The organism is Acetobacter sp. JWB (assembly GCF_003323795.1).
Lineage (GTDB): Bacteria > Pseudomonadota > Alphaproteobacteria > Acetobacterales > Acetobacteraceae > Acetobacter > Acetobacter oryzifermentans.
This window is the reverse complement of the sequence record NZ_CP030871.1, coordinates 736,518-753,165: the sequence shown is the minus strand read 5'-3', so window position 1 is coordinate 753,165 and position 16,648 is coordinate 736,518. Positions and strand designations below refer to the sequence as shown.

General features: G+C 57.6%; 20 protein-coding genes. 11 read left to right on the top strand and 9 right to left on the bottom strand.

All coding sequences use genetic code 11. From position 1 onward, the window contains the following. Positions 1-4: 4 nt before the first annotated feature. Entirely contained in the window at positions 5-658 is a 654-nt protein-coding gene (gmk, locus tag DS739_RS03660; protein ID WP_006116313.1) for a guanylate kinase, read from the bottom strand. Between the two features lie 99 nt (positions 659-757). Between gmk and DS739_RS03655 the strand changes: the two genes are divergently transcribed. Both DS739_RS03655 and DS739_RS03650 read left to right on the top strand, forming a co-directional pair. Then, positions 758-1,576 carry an SDR family oxidoreductase gene (locus DS739_RS03655; protein WP_162853397.1) on the top strand — a complete coding sequence of 273 codons (819 nt, stop codon included), beginning with the start codon at positions 758-760 and terminating at the stop codon, positions 1,574-1,576. 51 nt (positions 1,577-1,627) lie between these two features. Beyond that, the gene (locus DS739_RS03650; protein ID WP_006116316.1) at positions 1,628-2,980 is read left to right on the top strand and encodes a cytosine permease; all 1,353 of its coding nucleotides are present in this window, start codon (positions 1,628-1,630) and stop codon (positions 2,978-2,980) included. Here the strand turns inward: DS739_RS03650 and rlmB are convergent. Then, positions 2,914-3,756 carry a 23S rRNA (guanosine(2251)-2'-O)-methyltransferase RlmB gene (gene rlmB / locus DS739_RS03645; RefSeq protein WP_035354270.1) on the bottom strand — a complete coding sequence of 281 codons (843 nt, stop codon included), beginning with the start codon at positions 3,754-3,756 and terminating at the stop codon, positions 2,914-2,916. The two genes, DS739_RS03650 and rlmB, sit on opposite strands and share 67 nt — an antisense overlap. Positions 3,757-3,961: 205 nt before the next feature. Between rlmB and DS739_RS03640 the strand changes: the two genes are divergently transcribed. Genes DS739_RS03640 through lptB form a run of 5 tightly spaced genes read left to right on the top strand, consistent with a single transcriptional unit; the run spans position 3,962 to position 8,342 of the window. Further along, positions 3,962-4,615 carry a ribonuclease D gene (locus DS739_RS03640; RefSeq protein ID WP_035354091.1) on the top strand — a complete coding sequence of 218 codons (654 nt, stop codon included), beginning with the start codon at positions 3,962-3,964 and terminating at the stop codon, positions 4,613-4,615. Positions 4,616-4,662: 47 nt separating this feature from the next. Next, complete coding sequence (locus tag DS739_RS03635; protein ID WP_006116320.1) at positions 4,663-5,676, top strand: SIS domain-containing protein; 1,014 nt, start codon at positions 4,663-4,665, stop codon at positions 5,674-5,676. Beyond that, positions 5,673-6,410, top strand: coding sequence for an LPS export ABC transporter periplasmic protein LptC (gene lptC, locus DS739_RS03630; RefSeq protein ID WP_019089779.1), 738 nt, complete (start codon positions 5,673-5,675; stop codon positions 6,408-6,410). Before DS739_RS03635 ends, lptC begins: the two co-directional genes overlap by 4 nt. Before the next feature lies 1 nt (position 6,411). Next, positions 6,412-7,512: an LptA/OstA family protein gene (locus tag DS739_RS03625; protein WP_035354095.1), complete on the top strand. Its 1,101-nt coding sequence runs from the start codon at positions 6,412-6,414 to the stop codon at positions 7,510-7,512. A 2-nt stretch (positions 7,513-7,514) separates the two neighbouring features. Next, positions 7,515-8,342: an LPS export ABC transporter ATP-binding protein gene (lptB, locus tag DS739_RS03620; protein WP_006116323.1), complete on the top strand. Its 828-nt coding sequence runs from the start codon at positions 7,515-7,517 to the stop codon at positions 8,340-8,342. On the opposite strand, the gene DS739_RS03615 is transcribed toward lptB, so the two are convergent. Together DS739_RS03615 and DS739_RS03610 are read right to left on the bottom strand one after the other, a co-directional pair. Further along, positions 8,339-9,187, bottom strand: a complete 849-nt coding sequence (locus tag DS739_RS03615; RefSeq protein ID WP_006116324.1) for an MOSC domain-containing protein — start codon at positions 9,185-9,187, stop codon at positions 8,339-8,341. The genes lptB and DS739_RS03615 overlap by 4 nt on opposite strands. Before the next feature lie 34 nt (positions 9,188-9,221). Next, positions 9,222-9,524, bottom strand: coding sequence for a hypothetical protein (locus DS739_RS03610; RefSeq protein WP_006116325.1), 303 nt, complete (start codon positions 9,522-9,524; stop codon positions 9,222-9,224). Between the two features lie 336 nt (positions 9,525-9,860). On the opposite strand from DS739_RS03610, the gene hpf reads away from it, so the two are divergent. Further along, entirely contained in the window at positions 9,861-10,481 is a 621-nt protein-coding gene (hpf, locus tag DS739_RS03605) for a ribosome hibernation-promoting factor, HPF/YfiA family (protein ID WP_006116326.1), read from the top strand. 90 nt (positions 10,482-10,571) lie between these two features. On the opposite strand, the gene DS739_RS03600 is transcribed toward hpf, so the two are convergent. Together DS739_RS03600 and DS739_RS03595 are read right to left on the bottom strand one after the other, a co-directional pair. Beyond that, a complete protein-coding gene (locus tag DS739_RS03600; RefSeq protein WP_006116328.1) occupies positions 10,572-10,838 on the bottom strand; it encodes a hypothetical protein in 267 nt (88 codons plus the stop codon). An 18-nt stretch (positions 10,839-10,856) separates the two neighbouring features. Continuing rightward, on the bottom strand, positions 10,857-11,366 hold the full coding sequence (locus DS739_RS03595) for an Hsp20 family protein (RefSeq protein WP_006116329.1): 510 nt from the start codon (positions 11,364-11,366) through the stop codon (positions 10,857-10,859). A 238-nt stretch (positions 11,367-11,604) separates the two neighbouring features. Here DS739_RS03595 and def point away from each other — a divergent pair, with 238 nt between their 5' ends. Genes def through truA form a run of 3 tightly spaced genes read left to right on the top strand, consistent with a single transcriptional unit; the run spans position 11,605 to position 13,908 of the window. Next, positions 11,605-12,165: a peptide deformylase gene (def, locus tag DS739_RS03585; RefSeq protein ID WP_035354273.1), complete on the top strand. Its 561-nt coding sequence runs from the start codon at positions 11,605-11,607 to the stop codon at positions 12,163-12,165. A 19-nt stretch (positions 12,166-12,184) separates the two neighbouring features. Beyond that, on the top strand, positions 12,185-13,123 hold the full coding sequence (gene fmt, locus DS739_RS03580; protein WP_006116331.1) for a methionyl-tRNA formyltransferase: 939 nt from the start codon (positions 12,185-12,187) through the stop codon (positions 13,121-13,123). Beyond that, positions 13,120-13,908, top strand: a complete 789-nt coding sequence (gene truA, locus DS739_RS03575) for a tRNA pseudouridine(38-40) synthase TruA (RefSeq protein ID WP_006116332.1) — start codon at positions 13,120-13,122, stop codon at positions 13,906-13,908. Before fmt ends, truA begins: the two co-directional genes overlap by 4 nt. A 24-nt stretch (positions 13,909-13,932) precedes the next feature. Here the strand turns inward: truA and DS739_RS03570 are convergent, their stop codons facing one another. From DS739_RS03570 to dapD, 3 genes are read right to left on the bottom strand one after another with little or no spacing between them, the layout of a single operon-like run. Then, positions 13,933-14,556 (bottom strand): hypothetical protein, encoded by a 624-nt coding sequence (locus DS739_RS03570; RefSeq protein ID WP_035354101.1) that lies wholly within the window; start codon positions 14,554-14,556, stop codon positions 13,933-13,935. Next, a complete protein-coding gene (dapE, locus tag DS739_RS03565; RefSeq protein WP_006116334.1) occupies positions 14,553-15,728 on the bottom strand; it encodes a succinyl-diaminopimelate desuccinylase in 1,176 nt (391 codons plus the stop codon). The genes DS739_RS03570 and dapE overlap by 4 nt, the downstream gene beginning before the upstream one ends. Before the next feature lie 36 nt (positions 15,729-15,764). Continuing rightward, a complete protein-coding gene (dapD, locus tag DS739_RS03560) occupies positions 15,765-16,613 on the bottom strand; it encodes a 2,3,4,5-tetrahydropyridine-2,6-dicarboxylate N-succinyltransferase (protein ID WP_006116335.1) in 849 nt (282 codons plus the stop codon). Positions 16,614-16,648 lie beyond the last annotated feature (35 nt).

Genomic DNA, 16,648 nt, shown 5'->3' with positions numbered 1-16,648 from the left:
CTGTTCAGGCTCCAAAACTGGCAACAAAATCTAAAAGCCCTGTGCGCCTGCGGGTTTGCAAGCGTGCCGCCACCAGCACAGCGCGCGCTTCTGTAATGGCACGATCCAGATCCGTATTGATAATAACGTGATCAAACTCCTGCCAATGCGAGATTTCATCCCGTGCGGCAGCCATGCGGCGGGCAATTTCATCCGGGTGGTCTGATGCCCGACCACGCAAGCGGCGTTCCAGTTCCTCTAATGATGGCGGCAGCACAAACAGGCTCACCACATCATCGGGCAGCGCGCGGCGGATTTGCTGGTGGCCCTGCCAGTCTATGTCAAACACCATATCGTGCCCGGCGGCCAATGCGGCTTCCACCGGCGCACGGGGGGTGCCGTACCCACGGCCAAACACGGTGGCCCATTCCAGCAGTTCCCCGTTGGCGGCCATGTGCTCAAAATTTTCCATGGTGCGGAAGTGGTAATGCACGCCTTCCTTTTCCCCCGGCCTTGGCTGGCGGGTGGTAACGGAAACCGAATGCTTGAGCGCAGGCTCCGAAGCACGCAGTGCATTGGCAATGGTGGACTTACCCGCCCCAGATGGCGCAGAAATAACCAGGCACACACCGCGCCGCTGTTCTGCTCCGTTATGGTGACTCTGTGCGTTATGCGCCATGCTGCCTTCCCTGCGTGTTCTGTCTATCCGTCTTGCGCCTTCATGCCAGAAGCCGCCATGCTATGCCATAACCACCATAAGCAAAGGCCGATCTGTAAGATGAAGCATGATACCGTTCTGATTACTGGCGCATCCTCCGGCCTTGGGCAAACACTGGCCCAAACGCTGGCCCGGCCTGGGCGCACCCTTTATCTGGGCGGCCGCAACGTACAACGGCTGAAAGAAACTGCCAAAGCCTGCATTAGCCGAGGGGCCTCCGTGCATTTGCATATTGGTGATGTGGCAAACCGTGCAGAAATGGAGACATGGATACGCAGCACAAATGGGCTGGATCTGGTTTTGGCCTGTGCAGGCATAACGGGCGGCACCCGCAAACCGCAAACGCCCGATGGCGCACCGTATGAACCCGCGGCACAGGTTTATCGTATTTTTGAAACAGACATGATGGGCGTGCTCAACACCGTGCTGCCTGCGCTGGATGTCATGCAGTATCAACCGCGCGGAGCCGATGGCATGCGCGGGCGTATTTGCGCCATTTCTTCCGTTGCGGGCGTGGTATCTTATCCCGGCACGCCCTCTTATTCCGCAGCCAAAGCGGCAGTGGACAGGTTTATGGTGGCCACGGGTGGTGATGCCAAAAAGGCTGGTATCTTATTAAGCTCTGTTGTGTGCGGGTTTTTAGATACCCCTATGGTGGCCAAAAACGCCTTTCCCATGCCGGGTCTTACAGATGTTAACAGTGCGTGCCGCCGCATTTTGCGTGGGCTGAGCCGGAATGAGCGGCGCATTACTTTTCCGCTATGGCTGGTGGCGGGCTCCCGCTTTATGGATCTGCTCCCCATCCGGGTGGCAGAGTTCTATTACAACAATCAGCCCACAGGGGCCGCTGGGTCCATGCCCGAACCTGATCTTTCATGATACTGTAGCGCCACCCCCACCACGCCCCCTCGCCACAGGAACACGCTATCCATGATACAGACACCCCCTTCAGCCCCCCAAACTGGTGGCCTGATGGAGGATCTTTCCGCCGCATCTGTAAGAGAACCCGTTCCGGCGCCGCTAAAAACCATGCCGACCGACCGGGTGTTCTGGAGCCATTTTTCCCCCAATCTTGGCCCCGGCGGCTGGGTAACCGGGGCGTTGCTTACGGGCATGGGGCTGGATTTTCGTACAGGTGTGGCCGCCATTATTGTTGGCAACATTATTGGCGCATTACCTGTAGCCCTTGCCGCCGCCATTGGCCCCAAAACCGGGCTAACACAAATGGAGGCTTCTCGTCGGGCCTTGGGGCAAAAAGGCCTGCGCCCTCCGGCGTTTCTAAACTGGATTTATTGCGTGGGGTGGGATGCGGTTAATAACGTGCCCGCCGCTACAGCCCTTATGGCGCTGCTGCTTTTGGCTGGGCTTTCCATGCCGTTCTGGCTGGCTTTGGGCATACTGGCCAGTATTCAGATGGTGGCTTCCATTTACGGGCACCATGTGGTGCAGGCCTTGCAGAAATATCTGGGCACAGTGCTGCTCGTGGTGTTTACGCTTATTGGCGTTGTGTTTGCCATAAAAGGGCAGGCTCCTCTGGCGGTGCATCATGCCGTCAGTTTTTCCACCTTTTTGTTGGCAACTGGCGTGTTGGTCAGCTTCAATTTGTCCTGGGCTTCGTATTCCTCAGATTACACGCGGTATCTGCCCGCCAATACCAGCTCCAAAAAGGTGGTGTTGCTGGCGCTGGCAGGGCTTTTGGGTTCTGCCATTCCGTTCCAGATTTTGGGGCTTATTTCTGCCGGGTCTGTGGCGGAGGCATCACCCACAGCGGTTATTGCCTCGCTCCAGCAGGCTATGGGGCCACTTGGGGCTGTGGCTCTTGGGGCTATTGCGCTTTCATCCATTACCGGCAATTCGTTTAACGATAATACTGCCAGCTACAGCCTTATTTCCGCTGGCCTGCATGTACCGCGTATTGCCGCAGCCATTCTTACAGCCAGCCTTGGTTATGTGCTGGCTGTGGCCGGTGCAGGCCGTTACACCACGCTTTATACAGATTACCTGCTGGTAACCATGTACTGGATTGCCCCATGGATCGGCATTGTGCTGGCAGATTGGTATTTTGGAGACCGCACAGTGCACCCCATTCCACCGGGTTGGACACGTGGAGCTACTATTTTTGCCGTTGTATCCGTGCTGACCATTGCGCTGTTTTCAACCAGCAGCCTTTACACCGGCCCCGTAGCGCGCTGGCTGGGCGGGGCCGATATTGGCTATTACGTTGGCTTTTTTGCTGCGGCTTTTTGGTACGCGCTGGGCATGCCACGGCGCATCAACTCATAAAGCCCCACGGCGGCCGCTACAGATACGTTCAGGCTTTCCATTTCTCCGGGCATGTAAAGCCCGGCAATTTCATCACAGCTTTCCCGCGTTAGGCGGCGCAGGCCCTTGCCTTCCGCCCCCAACACCAAGGCCACGCGGCGGCCATCAAAACTTGCGCCATCCAGCGTGGTGCCGCCTGCATCCAGCCCTACCGTCCAGCAGCCCGCTTTTTGCAACTGCTCAATCGCGCGGGAGAGGTTGACCTCACGCACCATAGGCACGGTTTCCAACGCGCCAGATGCGGCCTTGGCCAGCACAGCCGTTTCTTCGGGCGCGTTTCTGTCCTGCACCACAAGGCAGGCCGCACCAAATGCCGCAGCCGAGCGTAAAATAGCCCCAATGTTGCGTGGGTCTGTTACCTGATCCAGCACCAGCACCGGGCCGGGGCGTTCCAGCGCTTCATCCAGCGGCATGGGGGGCAATATACGTGCCAGCAACGCCACACCCTGATGCACCGCATCTGGCCCTAACAGATCATCCAGCCGTTGGCGTTGCACCAGTTCCGGGGTTACGCGCACATTTCGGCCAGAACGTGTGGCTTCTTCCAATGCCGGGTGGTTTTCTTCCGTTACCAGCAGGCGTTCATATACACGGCGCGGATTATTAAGGGCGGCGGCCACTGCGTGCGTGCCAAACAGCCAGCATGTGCCCGCCGGAGCCGAAGGCGCGCCTTCCCGCCCACCAGCAGAAGAAACACGAGGGCGCCGCGCAGAACGGCCATGACGAGGTTGACGCATAAACACACAGTTCCGGGTTATTATAGAGTGTAACAGATAAGGCCCTTCTAGCGCATTCCGCCTGCCTGCGCCTATCCCGCATATAAATGTGCGGCCCCGCCATAACAGCGCCATACACAGCGTGCAGGAATGGACATTCCATCACGCCGGCTGTATCGGTCTGAAACACAACAGCATACAGCAACAGAACACGCAGGAGCGGGTTATGACCTCTGCCCCATCCGAAGGTGCCATTACACTGCACCGGAACGATCTTCCAGACAACGTGACCTTTACCGGGTCCGTGGCCGTGGATACGGAAACAATGGGCCTGAACCCGCATCGGGATAGACTGTGCCTTGTGCAGCTTTCTGCCGGTGATGGCACAGCGCATCTGGTACAGATCATCCCCACCTCCCTTGGGGGCAAAGGGTATGATTGTCCCAACCTCAAGCGTGTGATGGCTGATCCCTCCATTACCAAGATCATGCATTTTGCACGGTTTGACGTTGCCATCCTGCAGCACGCGCTGGGCATTACCGTAAGCCCGGTGGTGTGCACCAAAATTGCCGCCCGCCTTGTGCGCACCTTTACAGACCGCCACGGCCTTGCCGCCCTGTGCCGGGATATGCTGGGGGTAGAACTCAGCAAACAGCAGCAGACATCAGACTGGGGCGCGCTGGAACTGAAGCCCGAACAGTTGGCTTATGCTGCATCTGATGTGCTGTATCTGCACGCATTGTGGGATAAAATGTCCGCCCTGCTGGATCGTGAAGGCCGGCGGGAACTGGCACAGGCATGCTATGACTTCCTGCCCGCCCGCGCACGTCTGGATCTGCTGGGCTATGAAGACCCGGATATTTTCTCTCACCGCGCGTAAGCACGCGCTCCTGCATTCTTTTTTCTGATCAACCGGATCGGCTCGGCATGAACATGTCCACCCATATCAGCTCGCAGGCTTCCTCTTCCCCCGGCGTAGAGGCGGCTGACGTTGTACGTACGGAACGTGCAGGGCTGGATGCACTGGCAGAAGCACTGGAAAACCCCGTTGGGTTGGGTGGTGCCTTTGCTGAAGCGGTAGAGATAATTCTGGCGCTGCCGGGCCGGGTAGTTGTAACCGGCATTGGCAAATCCGGCCATATTGCCCGCAAGGTGCAGGCTACATTGGCCAGCACAGGCACGCCCGCCATATTTGTGCACCCGGCAGAAGCCTCTCACGGTGATCTGGGAATGGTGCAAAAAGGTGATGCCGTTCTGGCTTTTTCCAATTCCGGTGAAACAACGGAACTGGGAGACATTGCCGCCCACGCCCGCCGCTCGGGCCTGCCACTGCTGGCCGTAACCAGCCGTGCACATTCCACCTTGGCTTCTGCGGCCACAGTGGCGCTTACGCTGCCATCTTTGCCAGAATCCTGCCCGATGGGGCTGGCCCCCACCACCAGCACCCTTACCCAACTTGCATTTGGTGATGCCTTGGCCGTGGCCCTGCTACGCCAACGTGGTTTTACCGCCACGGATTTTGGCACCTACCACCCCGGCGGCCGCCTTGGCGCACGCCTGCGCACCGTGCGGGAACTGATGCGCACAGATAACGCCATGCCACTGGCCACCCCCAATACCCCCATGCGGGACGTTATTGTGGAAATGACGCACAAGGCGCTAGGATGCGTAGCCATTCTGGGCCAGAATGGCACCTTGGCGGGGCTGATCACGGATGGTGACCTGCGCCGCGCGCTTGATCACGATCTGACGACCACGCTGGCGAAAGATGTCATGAACGATTCACCGCTAACCATAGGGCCGGGAATTTTTGCATCTGAAGCCCTGCGGCTGATGAACGAGCGCAAAAGGCCCATTACATCCCTGTTTGTGCTGGATGATGACCGTAAACCCATAGGCGTTGTGCATGTGCATGACCTGATCCGAGCCGGGGTTGGATGACCAGCCCGGAAGACAAACGCCCGCAACGGGCCGATTTTGCCCGCTCGGAAGAAACCACGCGCCGCCAGCGCGAACGGCTTGCACCTTCCGCCCAGTTGCGCAAACTCCCGGATGCCGCCAAGCTGGCGCGCCGCCGCACTATGCTGCGCTGGGCCAAATGGGTGCTGCCTGCCACGGCTTTGCTGCTGCTGGCCACCATTGCCGTATGGCCCGAAGTAGACAGGCTGCTAAGCGCCAACCAAACCACCATTAAGGAACTGGCCAAGGTTAAGATTGAAAGCGGCAACCTGATAGGCGCTACGTATCGCGGGGTAGATGAACACAACCGCCCCTTTATGATTACGGCGGACAGTGCGCATCAGGTCAATGACAACCGTATGGATCTGATCCGCCCCAAGGCTGATCTGCTCACGCAGGGCGGAAGCTGGCTTTGGGTTGAATCGGAAAAAGGCGTTTACATGCAGCACGCACAGATTCTCGACCTAACCGGAGAAGTAACCCTGTACCGCGATGATGGCCTGATGATGCACAGCCCTGTAGCCGATATTGATGTCAAACGCGGCATTATTGCCTCCGATTCATGGGTGCGGGCAGAAGGGCCTTTTGGCTCGCTTGATGCCAAGGGCTATCTGCTGGCCCAGCATGAAGGCATTGCCCAGTTCCGCGGCCCCGGCCAGTTGATCCTGAATGATGATCGCCACAGTGATTCAGCCCCCAAAGGCAAGGCTTCCTGATATGCGCCGCCTTTTTTCTCGCCCTCGCCCTGCCTTGCGTATTGCCTCTGCCGTTATGGCGGCATTGCCATGCGCCATGCTGGCCCTTTCTGGCACAGCGCTGGCGCAAGCCATTGATATGTCTCACGGTGGGCAAATTACCGTAACCGCCGCCGGTGGGTTTGACTGGGACCAGAACCAGAAAAAAGTTACCGCCTATGATCAGGCAAAAGCCATCCGTGGGGATGTTACGGTTACGGCAGACAAGCTGATTGCCTATTACCGCAAAAAAGCCCCTGCCCCCGGCGCGCCAGACGCTAACACCCCGGCTGAGGCAAATGGTGCAAAACCGGCAAGCGTGCAGGCCCCGGCAGCCAACGGCGCCACACCGGCCACCCCTCCGGCCAGTACAGATCAGCCCCCACCGGCCCCTGCCACCAATGGCAGCGCAGATGCAGGTGGCCAGAAAGCCGCCGGAGGGGATGATCAGGATTCCGGCGCCAACGAAATTTTCCGGCTTGAAGCCATAGGCCACGTACATATCTTCACCCAGACCGATCAGGCATGGGGGGATAAAGCCGTGTACGACATGGATCAGGCCGTGCTTGTCATGACCGGCAAGGCCATGAAGCTGACCACCCCGCAGGATGTGCTGACAGCGCGGGATTCGATGGAATATTATTCGCAGCAGCGTATTTCCATCGGGCGGGGCAACGCTACCGTCACCACGAACGATCAGCGCCAGATCCGGGCTGATGTGTTGGTGGGCTACAGCGCCCCGCCAGATCAGAACGCCCAGCCACAGCAGCAGGCCAGCAACAACAGCAGTTCAGATCCGCTCAGCAGCGGTTCGGGCAAGCTGGAAAAGGTGAACGCCTTTGGCCATGTATGGGTGCACACGCAAACAGAAATCGTAACGGGGGAACGCGGGGTGTATGTGCCTGATACCGGCATTGCCCGCATTGTTGGCAATGTCCATATCACCCGTGGACCAAATCAGATTCAGGGCGCGGCCGCCATTATCAACATGCACACAGGCATAGCCACCATGACAGAACGCCCCGGCAGCCGGGTAAGTGGGTTGGTTGTGCCCAATAACGGCGATACGTCGGACAGGAAATAAGCATGAATCAGGAAGTCACCTGGACGTCGGAAGAAACGGTTCGTGAAGAAGTTGTAGGTGTAGGCGTTGGGCCGGAACCTACTGACATTCATGCCCCGCATCGCCCCGGCCACGGCCTGTACGCACGCGGCATTGGCAAAAGCTATAAAAAGCGCGAGGTGGTGAAAAACGTTTCCATCGAGGTACACCGGGGGGAAGCTGTCGGGCTGCTGGGGCCAAACGGTGCAGGTAAAACCACCAGCTTTTACATGATTGTGGGCCTTGTGCAGCCCGATACCGGCTCCATCACGTTAGATGGGGCGGATATTACGCAGTTACCCATGTATCGGCGCGCCCGGCTGGGCATTGGTTACCTGCCGCAGGAAGCCAGTATTTTCCGTGGCCTGAATGTGGAGCAGAACATTCTGGCCGCCTTGGAAGTGGTAGAGCCAGACCCAGACCAGAGGCAGGTGATGCTGGATGGTCTGTTAAGCGAATTTGGTATCAGCCATCTGCGCCGCTCGCCTTCCCTTGCTCTTTCAGGGGGGGAACGCCGCCGTCTGGAAATTGCACGCGCACTGGCCAGCCAGCCCCATTACATTCTGCTGGATGAACCACTCGCTGGTATTGACCCCATTGCTGTGGGGGAAATCCGTGATCTGGTATCCCACCTCAAAGATCGCGGCATTGGCGTGCTGATTACCGACCATAACGTGCGTGAAACGCTGGAAGTGATTGACCGCGCCTATATCATGCACAGTGGTCAGGTGCTGATGCAGGGTGTGCCAGAAGAAATTGTAGCCCATGAAGATGTACGCCGCGTGTATCTGGGTGAAAGCTTCTCGCTTTAAGCTTTGGCCATTTGCGCCAACACGTTGGATGGCCCGGAGTCTAATATAGTTACAGGCGCACCCACCTCTATTATGCCGGGCTGTTCTACCACTGCGTTTTGCGCAAACATTATCCCTTTGGGCGTGCGGTGGAACGATGCCAACGTGGCCAGAGGCTCCTTGGGGTAAGGCACTTCTGCTGTGGTCTGATCAATCGTTGTCACCACACAGCGCGAACATGGAGCCAGAATACGTAAAATGGCTGTGCCAACACGTATGCGCAGCCAGCCATCCTCGGCCCACGGTGCTGCCCCTTGCACCACAATATTAGGCCGAAACCGCGCCATAGGCACAGCCTGCCCCAAAGGCAAACGCGCGTTTAAATCCGCCAAAGATGCCGTATTAGCCACAAGCAGCGGGTATCCATCTGCAAAGGAAACCGGAACATCTGCCTGATCCAAATGGCGCAGGCGCGCTTGCTGGGGTGTATCCATCCACACCAGCCTGCACGGTTGCGCTAAAGCCTCGGCCAGCCAAACCGCTGCGTCTTTCCCCGCATCCCGTGCCTGCACCGTATCTTTCCATACGGTAACAGAGCGCATGGGCGCGTTGGTATCTGGAAAGCGCACAACGCACGGGGGCATATTGGCCTTGCCCAGTTCCAGCCCTTGTGGCGTAGGCAAAGCAGATATCAGCGCCATATCCCGGCAGGTTCTTTGGGTTATAAACCGGCCTTGTGGATCTGTAATCATCCACCGCCGGTCTGCTTCCAGCCCCCAAGGCCATAATCTGGCTTGGGTGGGAGAAAGCCCGCGCAGCCCCTTAACAGGGTAAACATGCACGCCAGCAACGCTTAAATCTGTCATGCAGCAAACTCCCTGTATATCGCCAAACCCCTAACTAGCGGCGGTGCCCCGCATGGCGCAGCACCAGCTTTGGGGGTGGAAACTGAACCGGTGCAGGTTGCACAAGCTCTGGTTCAATAGGTGCTGGTGCAGGCGGAATAACCATAGGCAGCTTGATAAAGCGGATAGCAACCCGTGCTGCCGGATTGGGCCGCGGGGCTATTTTTTCATGCGCCAGATGCCATACAAACGCGCCGTACAGCACACCCAGCCCAGCCATGCAGCCCAGCTTAACGCGCACCATCTGCCCGCGGGGCATTTTAGGCATTTCAACCGGCGGAGCAGAGCGCAGCAGCATGGAAAATATACTCTCCTGTCAACAACGGCAGACAGGCTGCCCCGTATTGTTCTGGCCTTATTGTGTATTGTTAGGCATGGCTGTTTGCCCACTGCAAGCCTGCTAAGTGCTTTTTACGCAGCCATGCAACCGAGAGGCCTAGCCCTGCATTATATTTAAAACAAAGGCATGGACAGCAACCGCCACCCATGCCCAAATATGAAAGAAGCGTTACAAACACTTCGCGTAACGTAACAAGGCTAACCAGTTGAACCTGATAAAACCCGGTTCTGGTATGGCACCGGTGTTTATTCAGATCTGGAGATTCTGCCACTTAGCAGCAAGGAACGACGTTCTATGCATATTCAGGTTTCAGGTAAACAGATTGATCTGTCCGATGCGCTTAAGCACCGGGTCAATTCCCACCTCGGCAACCTAGCGGAACGATATTTTGACAAAGCCCTGCAAGCACAGGTGACATTCAGCAAGGCGCGTTCGTTCTTTACCTGCGATATTAATGTGCGCACAGGCAGTGGCCTTGTATTGCGCGGTGAAGGCGAAGCCGCAGATGCTAATGGGGCATTTGATGATGCCGCTGAACATATTGCCAAACGCCTGCGCCGGTATAACCGCCGGGTTACATCCCACACACGCGGCGCCCAAAGGCAGGCAACAGCACAAAGCGGTCGCACCTATGTGCTGCAACCGCTTAATGAAGATCCGTTGCCATCTGAAGACAGCACAGAAAAACCCGTGCTTTCCACCCAGCCAGAAGGCACGGATACAGAAACTTTTGCCGCCATTATTGCCGAACAGCCCACGGATATTCCCTTACTAAGCGTTGGCGAGGCCGTTATGCGGCTTGATCTGGCAGGTATTTCCTTCCTGCTGTTCCGTAACGCGGCCAACGAGCAGGTGAGTCTGGTTTACCGGCGGGATGATGGCAATATTGGGTGGATTGATACCAACCCACGCTAAGCCAACAGCGTGATGCGCATAAAAAAGGATCGGCTCATCACCGATCCTTTTTCTATCTGGTAAGACTGAATGGCCCTTGGGCCGCCGCCGCTACTGCAAGCTGGCGGGGATCATATCGTTCTGTACAATTGCGCCCCATGCCGTTTCCAGATCTTCCACCACAGCCAGCAAAGATCCGTCCGCCGCGTAAATGGCGCAACCCACTTCATCATCTTCCATCAGCGCTGGGCGCGTATAGGCAACCTCCCGCAGCCCAAGGGAGCGGAACTGGCTTTCTGAAAGCTGGCGAACATTTGCTGGGCGTTCAGCCGCATGCGGCATAACGGGGGCGCTACCGTTGTAGATGGAACTTTTCATGGCGTCCTCCTTATTGGGTCAGCTTTCATCCACGTCCATCACTGGGCGCAGCATGCGCGATGAGCGGGTTTTAAGCACGCTGCCGCTACCAGCAGCAGGCGCGCGGCCATTTTTTTGCCCACCCTGCACAATTTCAATGCGTTTCACACGCACCTCCGGCTGGGGGCGAAACAGGTCTATATGCAACAGACCGTTATCCAGCCACGCCCCGCCAATTTCTATCCCTTCCGCCAGCACAAATGCTTTTTGGAACTGGCGAGAGGCAATACCTCGGTGCAGAAAAACGCGTTCTTCTCCGTCTTCCATCTGACGACCACGAATAACAAGCTGATTATCTTCCTGCGTAATCTGCAAGTCATCCATTTTAAAGCCTGCTACGGCCAAAGTGATCCGTAGGCCGTTGGGGGCAATCTGCTCAATGTTATAGGGCGGATATCCATCGCCCGATCCCTTGCTGGCGCGTTCAAGCATCTGCTCCAGATGGTCAAACCCTAAAAACATGGGTGAGCCAAACAGTCTTCCAGACATCCAAGCCTCCTCCTTCCTTGAGCGAGACAGAAAAATCAGACCCGTTACAGCATCTGATCTTATCACGATATGGGATAGGCCCGCTGACACGCAACCCCGCCCCCATGCCTGTATCTGGCCAAATGGGGGTATTGGACAACACACTGTGGCGGTGGTGCAACAGGTTTTAAGGCCAGAGGCAGATTTTCCCTGTGTTTTCCTCTGGCATCAGGCGCAGTGGAGCGCTACATCCCGCAGTATGACACACGCAGCCAATACAGACATCTCTTTTTCTGCTGCATCGGATGGCGCAGCACCCCTTCAGATCCTTACGCCGCCGCACCCTGTGCTGCGCCAAAAGGCGCGGCTGGTAAAGCCGGAAGACGTGGCAGACATTCGCAAGATTCTGCCCAACATGTTCTCGGCCATGTATCAGGCCCCCGGCATTGGGCTTGCCGCGCCGCAGGTGGGCCTGAGCCAGCGCTTTCTTCTGGTTGATCTGGGAGAAAAGGATGCGCGGGACCCGATTGTCATGATCAACCCCGAAGTGATTGCAGAAACCGAAGACATGGCCGTGCGGGAAGAAGGCTGCCTTTCCCTGCCCAACCAGTATGCAGAAGTTGTGCGCCCGGAAAAGATTCGCGTGCGCTGGAACAACATCAATGGCGATGTGGTGGAGCGCGAAGCCGAAGGCCTGCTGGCCACCTGCATCCAGCACGAAATAGACCATCTGGAAGGCGTGCTGTTTGTAGACCACCTTTCTGCCCTGCGCCGCAACATGATCCTGCGCCGTCTGGCCAAGGAACTAAAGCGTAAATAAGCCTAAGGGGCCGCCAACCATGCGTCTTGTCTTTATGGGCACGCCGGATTTTTCTGTTCCGGCGCTGCGTGCGCTCCATGCCGCGGGGCATGAAATTGTTGCTGTGTACTGTCAGCCGCCGCGGCCCGCAGGGCGCGGCAAAAAACTTCAGGCTTCCCCCGTGCAGCAGGCGGCGGAAGAACTGGGGCTGCTAGTGCGCCACCCGCTCTCTCTGCGCAAAAATGAGCAAGAATGGGCAGATTTTGCAGCACTACAGGCCGATGCCGCCATTGTGGCCGCCTATGGGCTTATTCTGCCCCAAGCCATGCTAGACGCCCCGCGCCTTGGCTGCCTGAACATTCATGCCAGCTTGCTGCCGCGCTGGCGCGGTGCCTCCCCCATCCAAAGCGCCATTCTGGCCGGAGATACCCAAAGCGGTGTCACCATCATGCAGATGGAAGCCGGGTTAGACACAGGCCCCATGTTGCTACGTGAAGCCGTGCCCATTACCGCCACCACAACCGCCACCAGCCTGCATGATGCCCTGAGTGCTCTGGGCGCAGATATGGCGCTGCGTGTGCTGGCCGATATGCCCGCCCCAACCCCACAGCCAGAAGAAGGCGTAACCTACGCCCCCCGCCTAACGCGTGAGGATGGGCGCATAGACTGGGCCAAAACCGCCACGGAAATAGACCGCCAGATTCGCGCACTTACACCGTGGCCCGGCACCTTCAGCACCCTGCCTGATGGCACTGTGCTGAAAATTGGTGCAGCCACTCCCCTGCCTGATACCAAGCACAGCGCCCAACCCGGCACAGTACTGGATGATGCCCTGACCATTGCCTGTGGCAACGGCGCCGTGCGGCTGAACCGCCTGCAAAAACCGGGCCGCGGCATGATGGATGCTGATGCCTTCCTACGTGGCCAGCCTTTGGCCGCTGGCACGCTTTTAGGGGCCAAACAGCCAGACGCCGCATGATGGAAGAAGAACTTGCTCCCGTTCAGCGCTGGGCCGTTAAACTGGAATATGATGGCACCGGCCTTGTAGGCTGGCAGCGCCAGAAATCCGGCCTTTCTGTGCAAAGTTTGTTAGAAGCGGCGGCTGCACGGCTGGCCGGTAATCGGCCTGTAAGCAGCATTACCGCCGGGCGTACAGATTCCGGCGTGCATGCGCTGGCACAGGTGGCACATCTGGATTTTCCCGCAGATGTGCGTTTCTCTCGCCATTCTGTGCGGGAGGGGCTGAGCTACCACCTCAAACCGCATAACGTGGTGGTGTTGGATGCCGTGCAGGTGGATACTGACTGGAGCGCTCGTTTTTCTGCCACGTGGCGTTCATACCAGTATCGTATCCTCAACCGCAGATCGCGCCCTACCTTGCTGGCAGGCAATGTGTGGCACGTTAAAAGCACGCTGGATGTAGAAAAAATGCAGGAAGCAGCCAATATTCTGGTTGGCCCGCATGATTTCACTTCTTTCCGCGCCGTGGCCTGCCAGGCTCATAGCCCTATGCGTACGCTAGACCAGCTAGACGTTTCCCGCCACGGAGATGAAGTGCTTGTTTTTGCCAAGGCCCGTTCCTTTTTGCACCATCAGGTGCGGAACATGGTGGGCACGCTTAAACTTGTGGGGATTGGCGCTTGGCAGCCAGAGCGTGTGGCAGAAGCTCTAGAGGCCCGCAACCGCTGCGCCGCAGGCCCTACCGCCCCGCCAGAGGGGCTTTACCTAAACGGCGTGGGGTATGATCCAGACCCGTTTGACTAAAACAGGTCTGGCACAAAACTTTCTTCAGGAATTGTTCATCACAATCATGGGCTGGAGTAGATCGGTCAGCACCTTGTAATGGGGTGGCAGCAGCGCAGCCAAACCATACAATGCCAGCGTGGCCAACAGCACAGAGGCATACAGCACAAAGGCACGTCCACCGCTAATGCTTAAGCCCACGCGGGCCACAAACCATTGCAGCCAGAGTTCATACACAGCGGCTGTCATCACCAATGCGGCCATAAAGCCCGGCTGTTGCGCAATGGCAGGAAACAGCAGAGCAGCCAGCAGCGTAGCGGCCAGAGAAATCAGCACCACAACCCAGTTGCACCATGTAGCTGCCGTAATGTAACGCAGCCATAGCGCCCCACGCCCCCAACGCTGGGCGTAAAAATGAGACACAACAGCAGGCAGCAAGGTGACGCACAAGGAAAGCAGAACCTTGATAAGCGCCATAATCTTGTCGGTCTGGAGGAAGACCTGCAACAGCCCCACCACCAAAAACGCCAACTGCGGTGCAAGTGCTGCGCCAAAAGCATCCAGCGTGCCATCAAAACACGCTATGCCATCTCTGCGCCCACTGGCCAGCAGCAACATGCCCTGCAATGTACGCCGGATAACACCGGGCTTGCTGGTATCGGGAATCATGCCTGCGCTCCTTCCAGAAAAGTCTGATAGATCCGTGTCAGCATTTCCAGATCCGCAATATCCGTGTGTTCATCAACTTTGTGAATACTCGCCCCCACCAGCCCGAATTCAGAAACCGCACAATACCGGCTGATAAAGCGTGCATCCGATGTGCCGCCCCCGGTATCCAGCTTGGGTGTGCGGCCTGTAACCTGCTGAATGGCCTCTACAAGGGCTGTGGTTTCCTGCGTGGGAGACGTAAGGAAAGATTCGCCGCTGATCTTGGTTTCCACGCGGGAACGCGGGGCATGCTGGCGGCAGATGGTTTCCACCCAGCCCTTGAGCGCGGCACCTGTATGCAGATCATTAAACCGAATGTTCAGCCGTGCTTCCGCCCGTGCGGGAATAACATTGGTGGCTCCATTACCCACATCTACACTGGTAACCTGAAGGCTGGAGGGTTCAAAATACTCGGTGCCGTTATCCAACGGCGTGGCGCGCAAAGCTTCCAGCACGGCCAGCAGGCGATGCACCGGGTTATCTGCCCGATGCGGGTAAGCCACATGCCCCTGCGTACCTTCCACCACAATATGCGCGTTCAGGCTGCCACGGCGGCCTACCTTCACCATTTCGCCCAATACCTTGGGGTTGGTGGGTTCACCTACCAGACAGTAATCGGGAATCTGGTTGTGCTGCGCCATCCATTCCAGCACCTTTACCGTGCCATAGGTGGCGGGGCCTTCTTCATCCCCGGTTATCAGAAAACTGATGGAGCCTTTGCCCGGCCCTGCGGCCACATGCCGCGCCACGGCAGAAACAAAAGATGCAATGCCGCCCTTCATGTCACACGCGCCGCGGCCATACAGCACGCCATCCACAATATCTGCCGCATAAGGGGGGTAAGACCAATCGGCCTCATCCCCCGGCGGCACCACATCGGTATGGCCCGCATAGCAGATATGGGGGCTGCCCGTGCCCAAACGGGCAAAGAAATTGGGCGTGCGCTCCGCACCCTCACCAAACGGAAGATGCGTTACCTCAAACCCCAAGCGCTCCAGCATGGCTGCAAGCAGATGCTGAGATGCGCCAGGATCTGGCGAGACAGAAGGCAGACGGATAAGCGCCTGCGCCACTCCAACCGGATCTGTCAGTGCCAGATTGGCCGGAATACTCACCTGCGCTGCGTCCGCCATGCTTTTCTGCCTCTTTTCGCTTTTTAGTCTACCAGATCAGTCACGCAGCAGATCGTTAATGGAGGTTTTGGAACGCGTGCGTTCGTCCACCCGCTTAACAATAACAGCGCAGGCCAGAGCAGGATTGGGGCGGCCATCCGGGCCAACCGGCTTGGAAGATGGCATGGTGCCGGGCACGACAACAGAATAAGCCGGAACGCGGCCCATGTAGATTTCACCCGTTGCACGATCCACAATCTTGGTGGAAGCCCCAAGGAACACGCCCATGGAAAGCACGGAGCCGCGTTCCACAATCACGCCTTCTGCCACTTCGGAACGTGCGCCGATAAAGCAGTTATCTTCAATAATCACCGGGGCAGCCTGCAACGGTTCCAGAACGCCGCCAATGCCTGCGCCACCGCTGATATGGCAGTTTTTGCCAATCTGGGCACAGCTTCCAACAGTGGCCCATGTGTCTACCATGGTGCCGCTATCTACGCGTGCGCCCACATTTACAAAGCTGGGCATCAGCACAGCACCGGGCGCAATAAAGGCGGAGCGGCGCACAACAGCACCCGGCACCACGCGGAAGCCAGCCTTATCAAAACGGGCCTGATCCCAGCCAGCAAACTTCAGCGGCACTTTATCATACGCAGGAGCACCTGCTGCGCCACCGGGAATGGCTACGCTATCATTCAGACGGAAGGAAAGCAGAACAGCTTTTTTCAGCCATTCATTCACCTGCCAGCCATCTTCCTTGGGTTCGGCCACACGCAGCGCACCAGAATCCAGAGCTTCCAGAGCCGTTTCAATGGCTTTGCGGTCTTCCCCCGTTGTAGCGGAGGAAATCTGGTCCCGCTTTTCCCACAGGGTTTCAATATGCGCGCGCAAAGTTTCGTTGGTCATAACACACCGTCAGACAGGATGGACAAACACCGGGC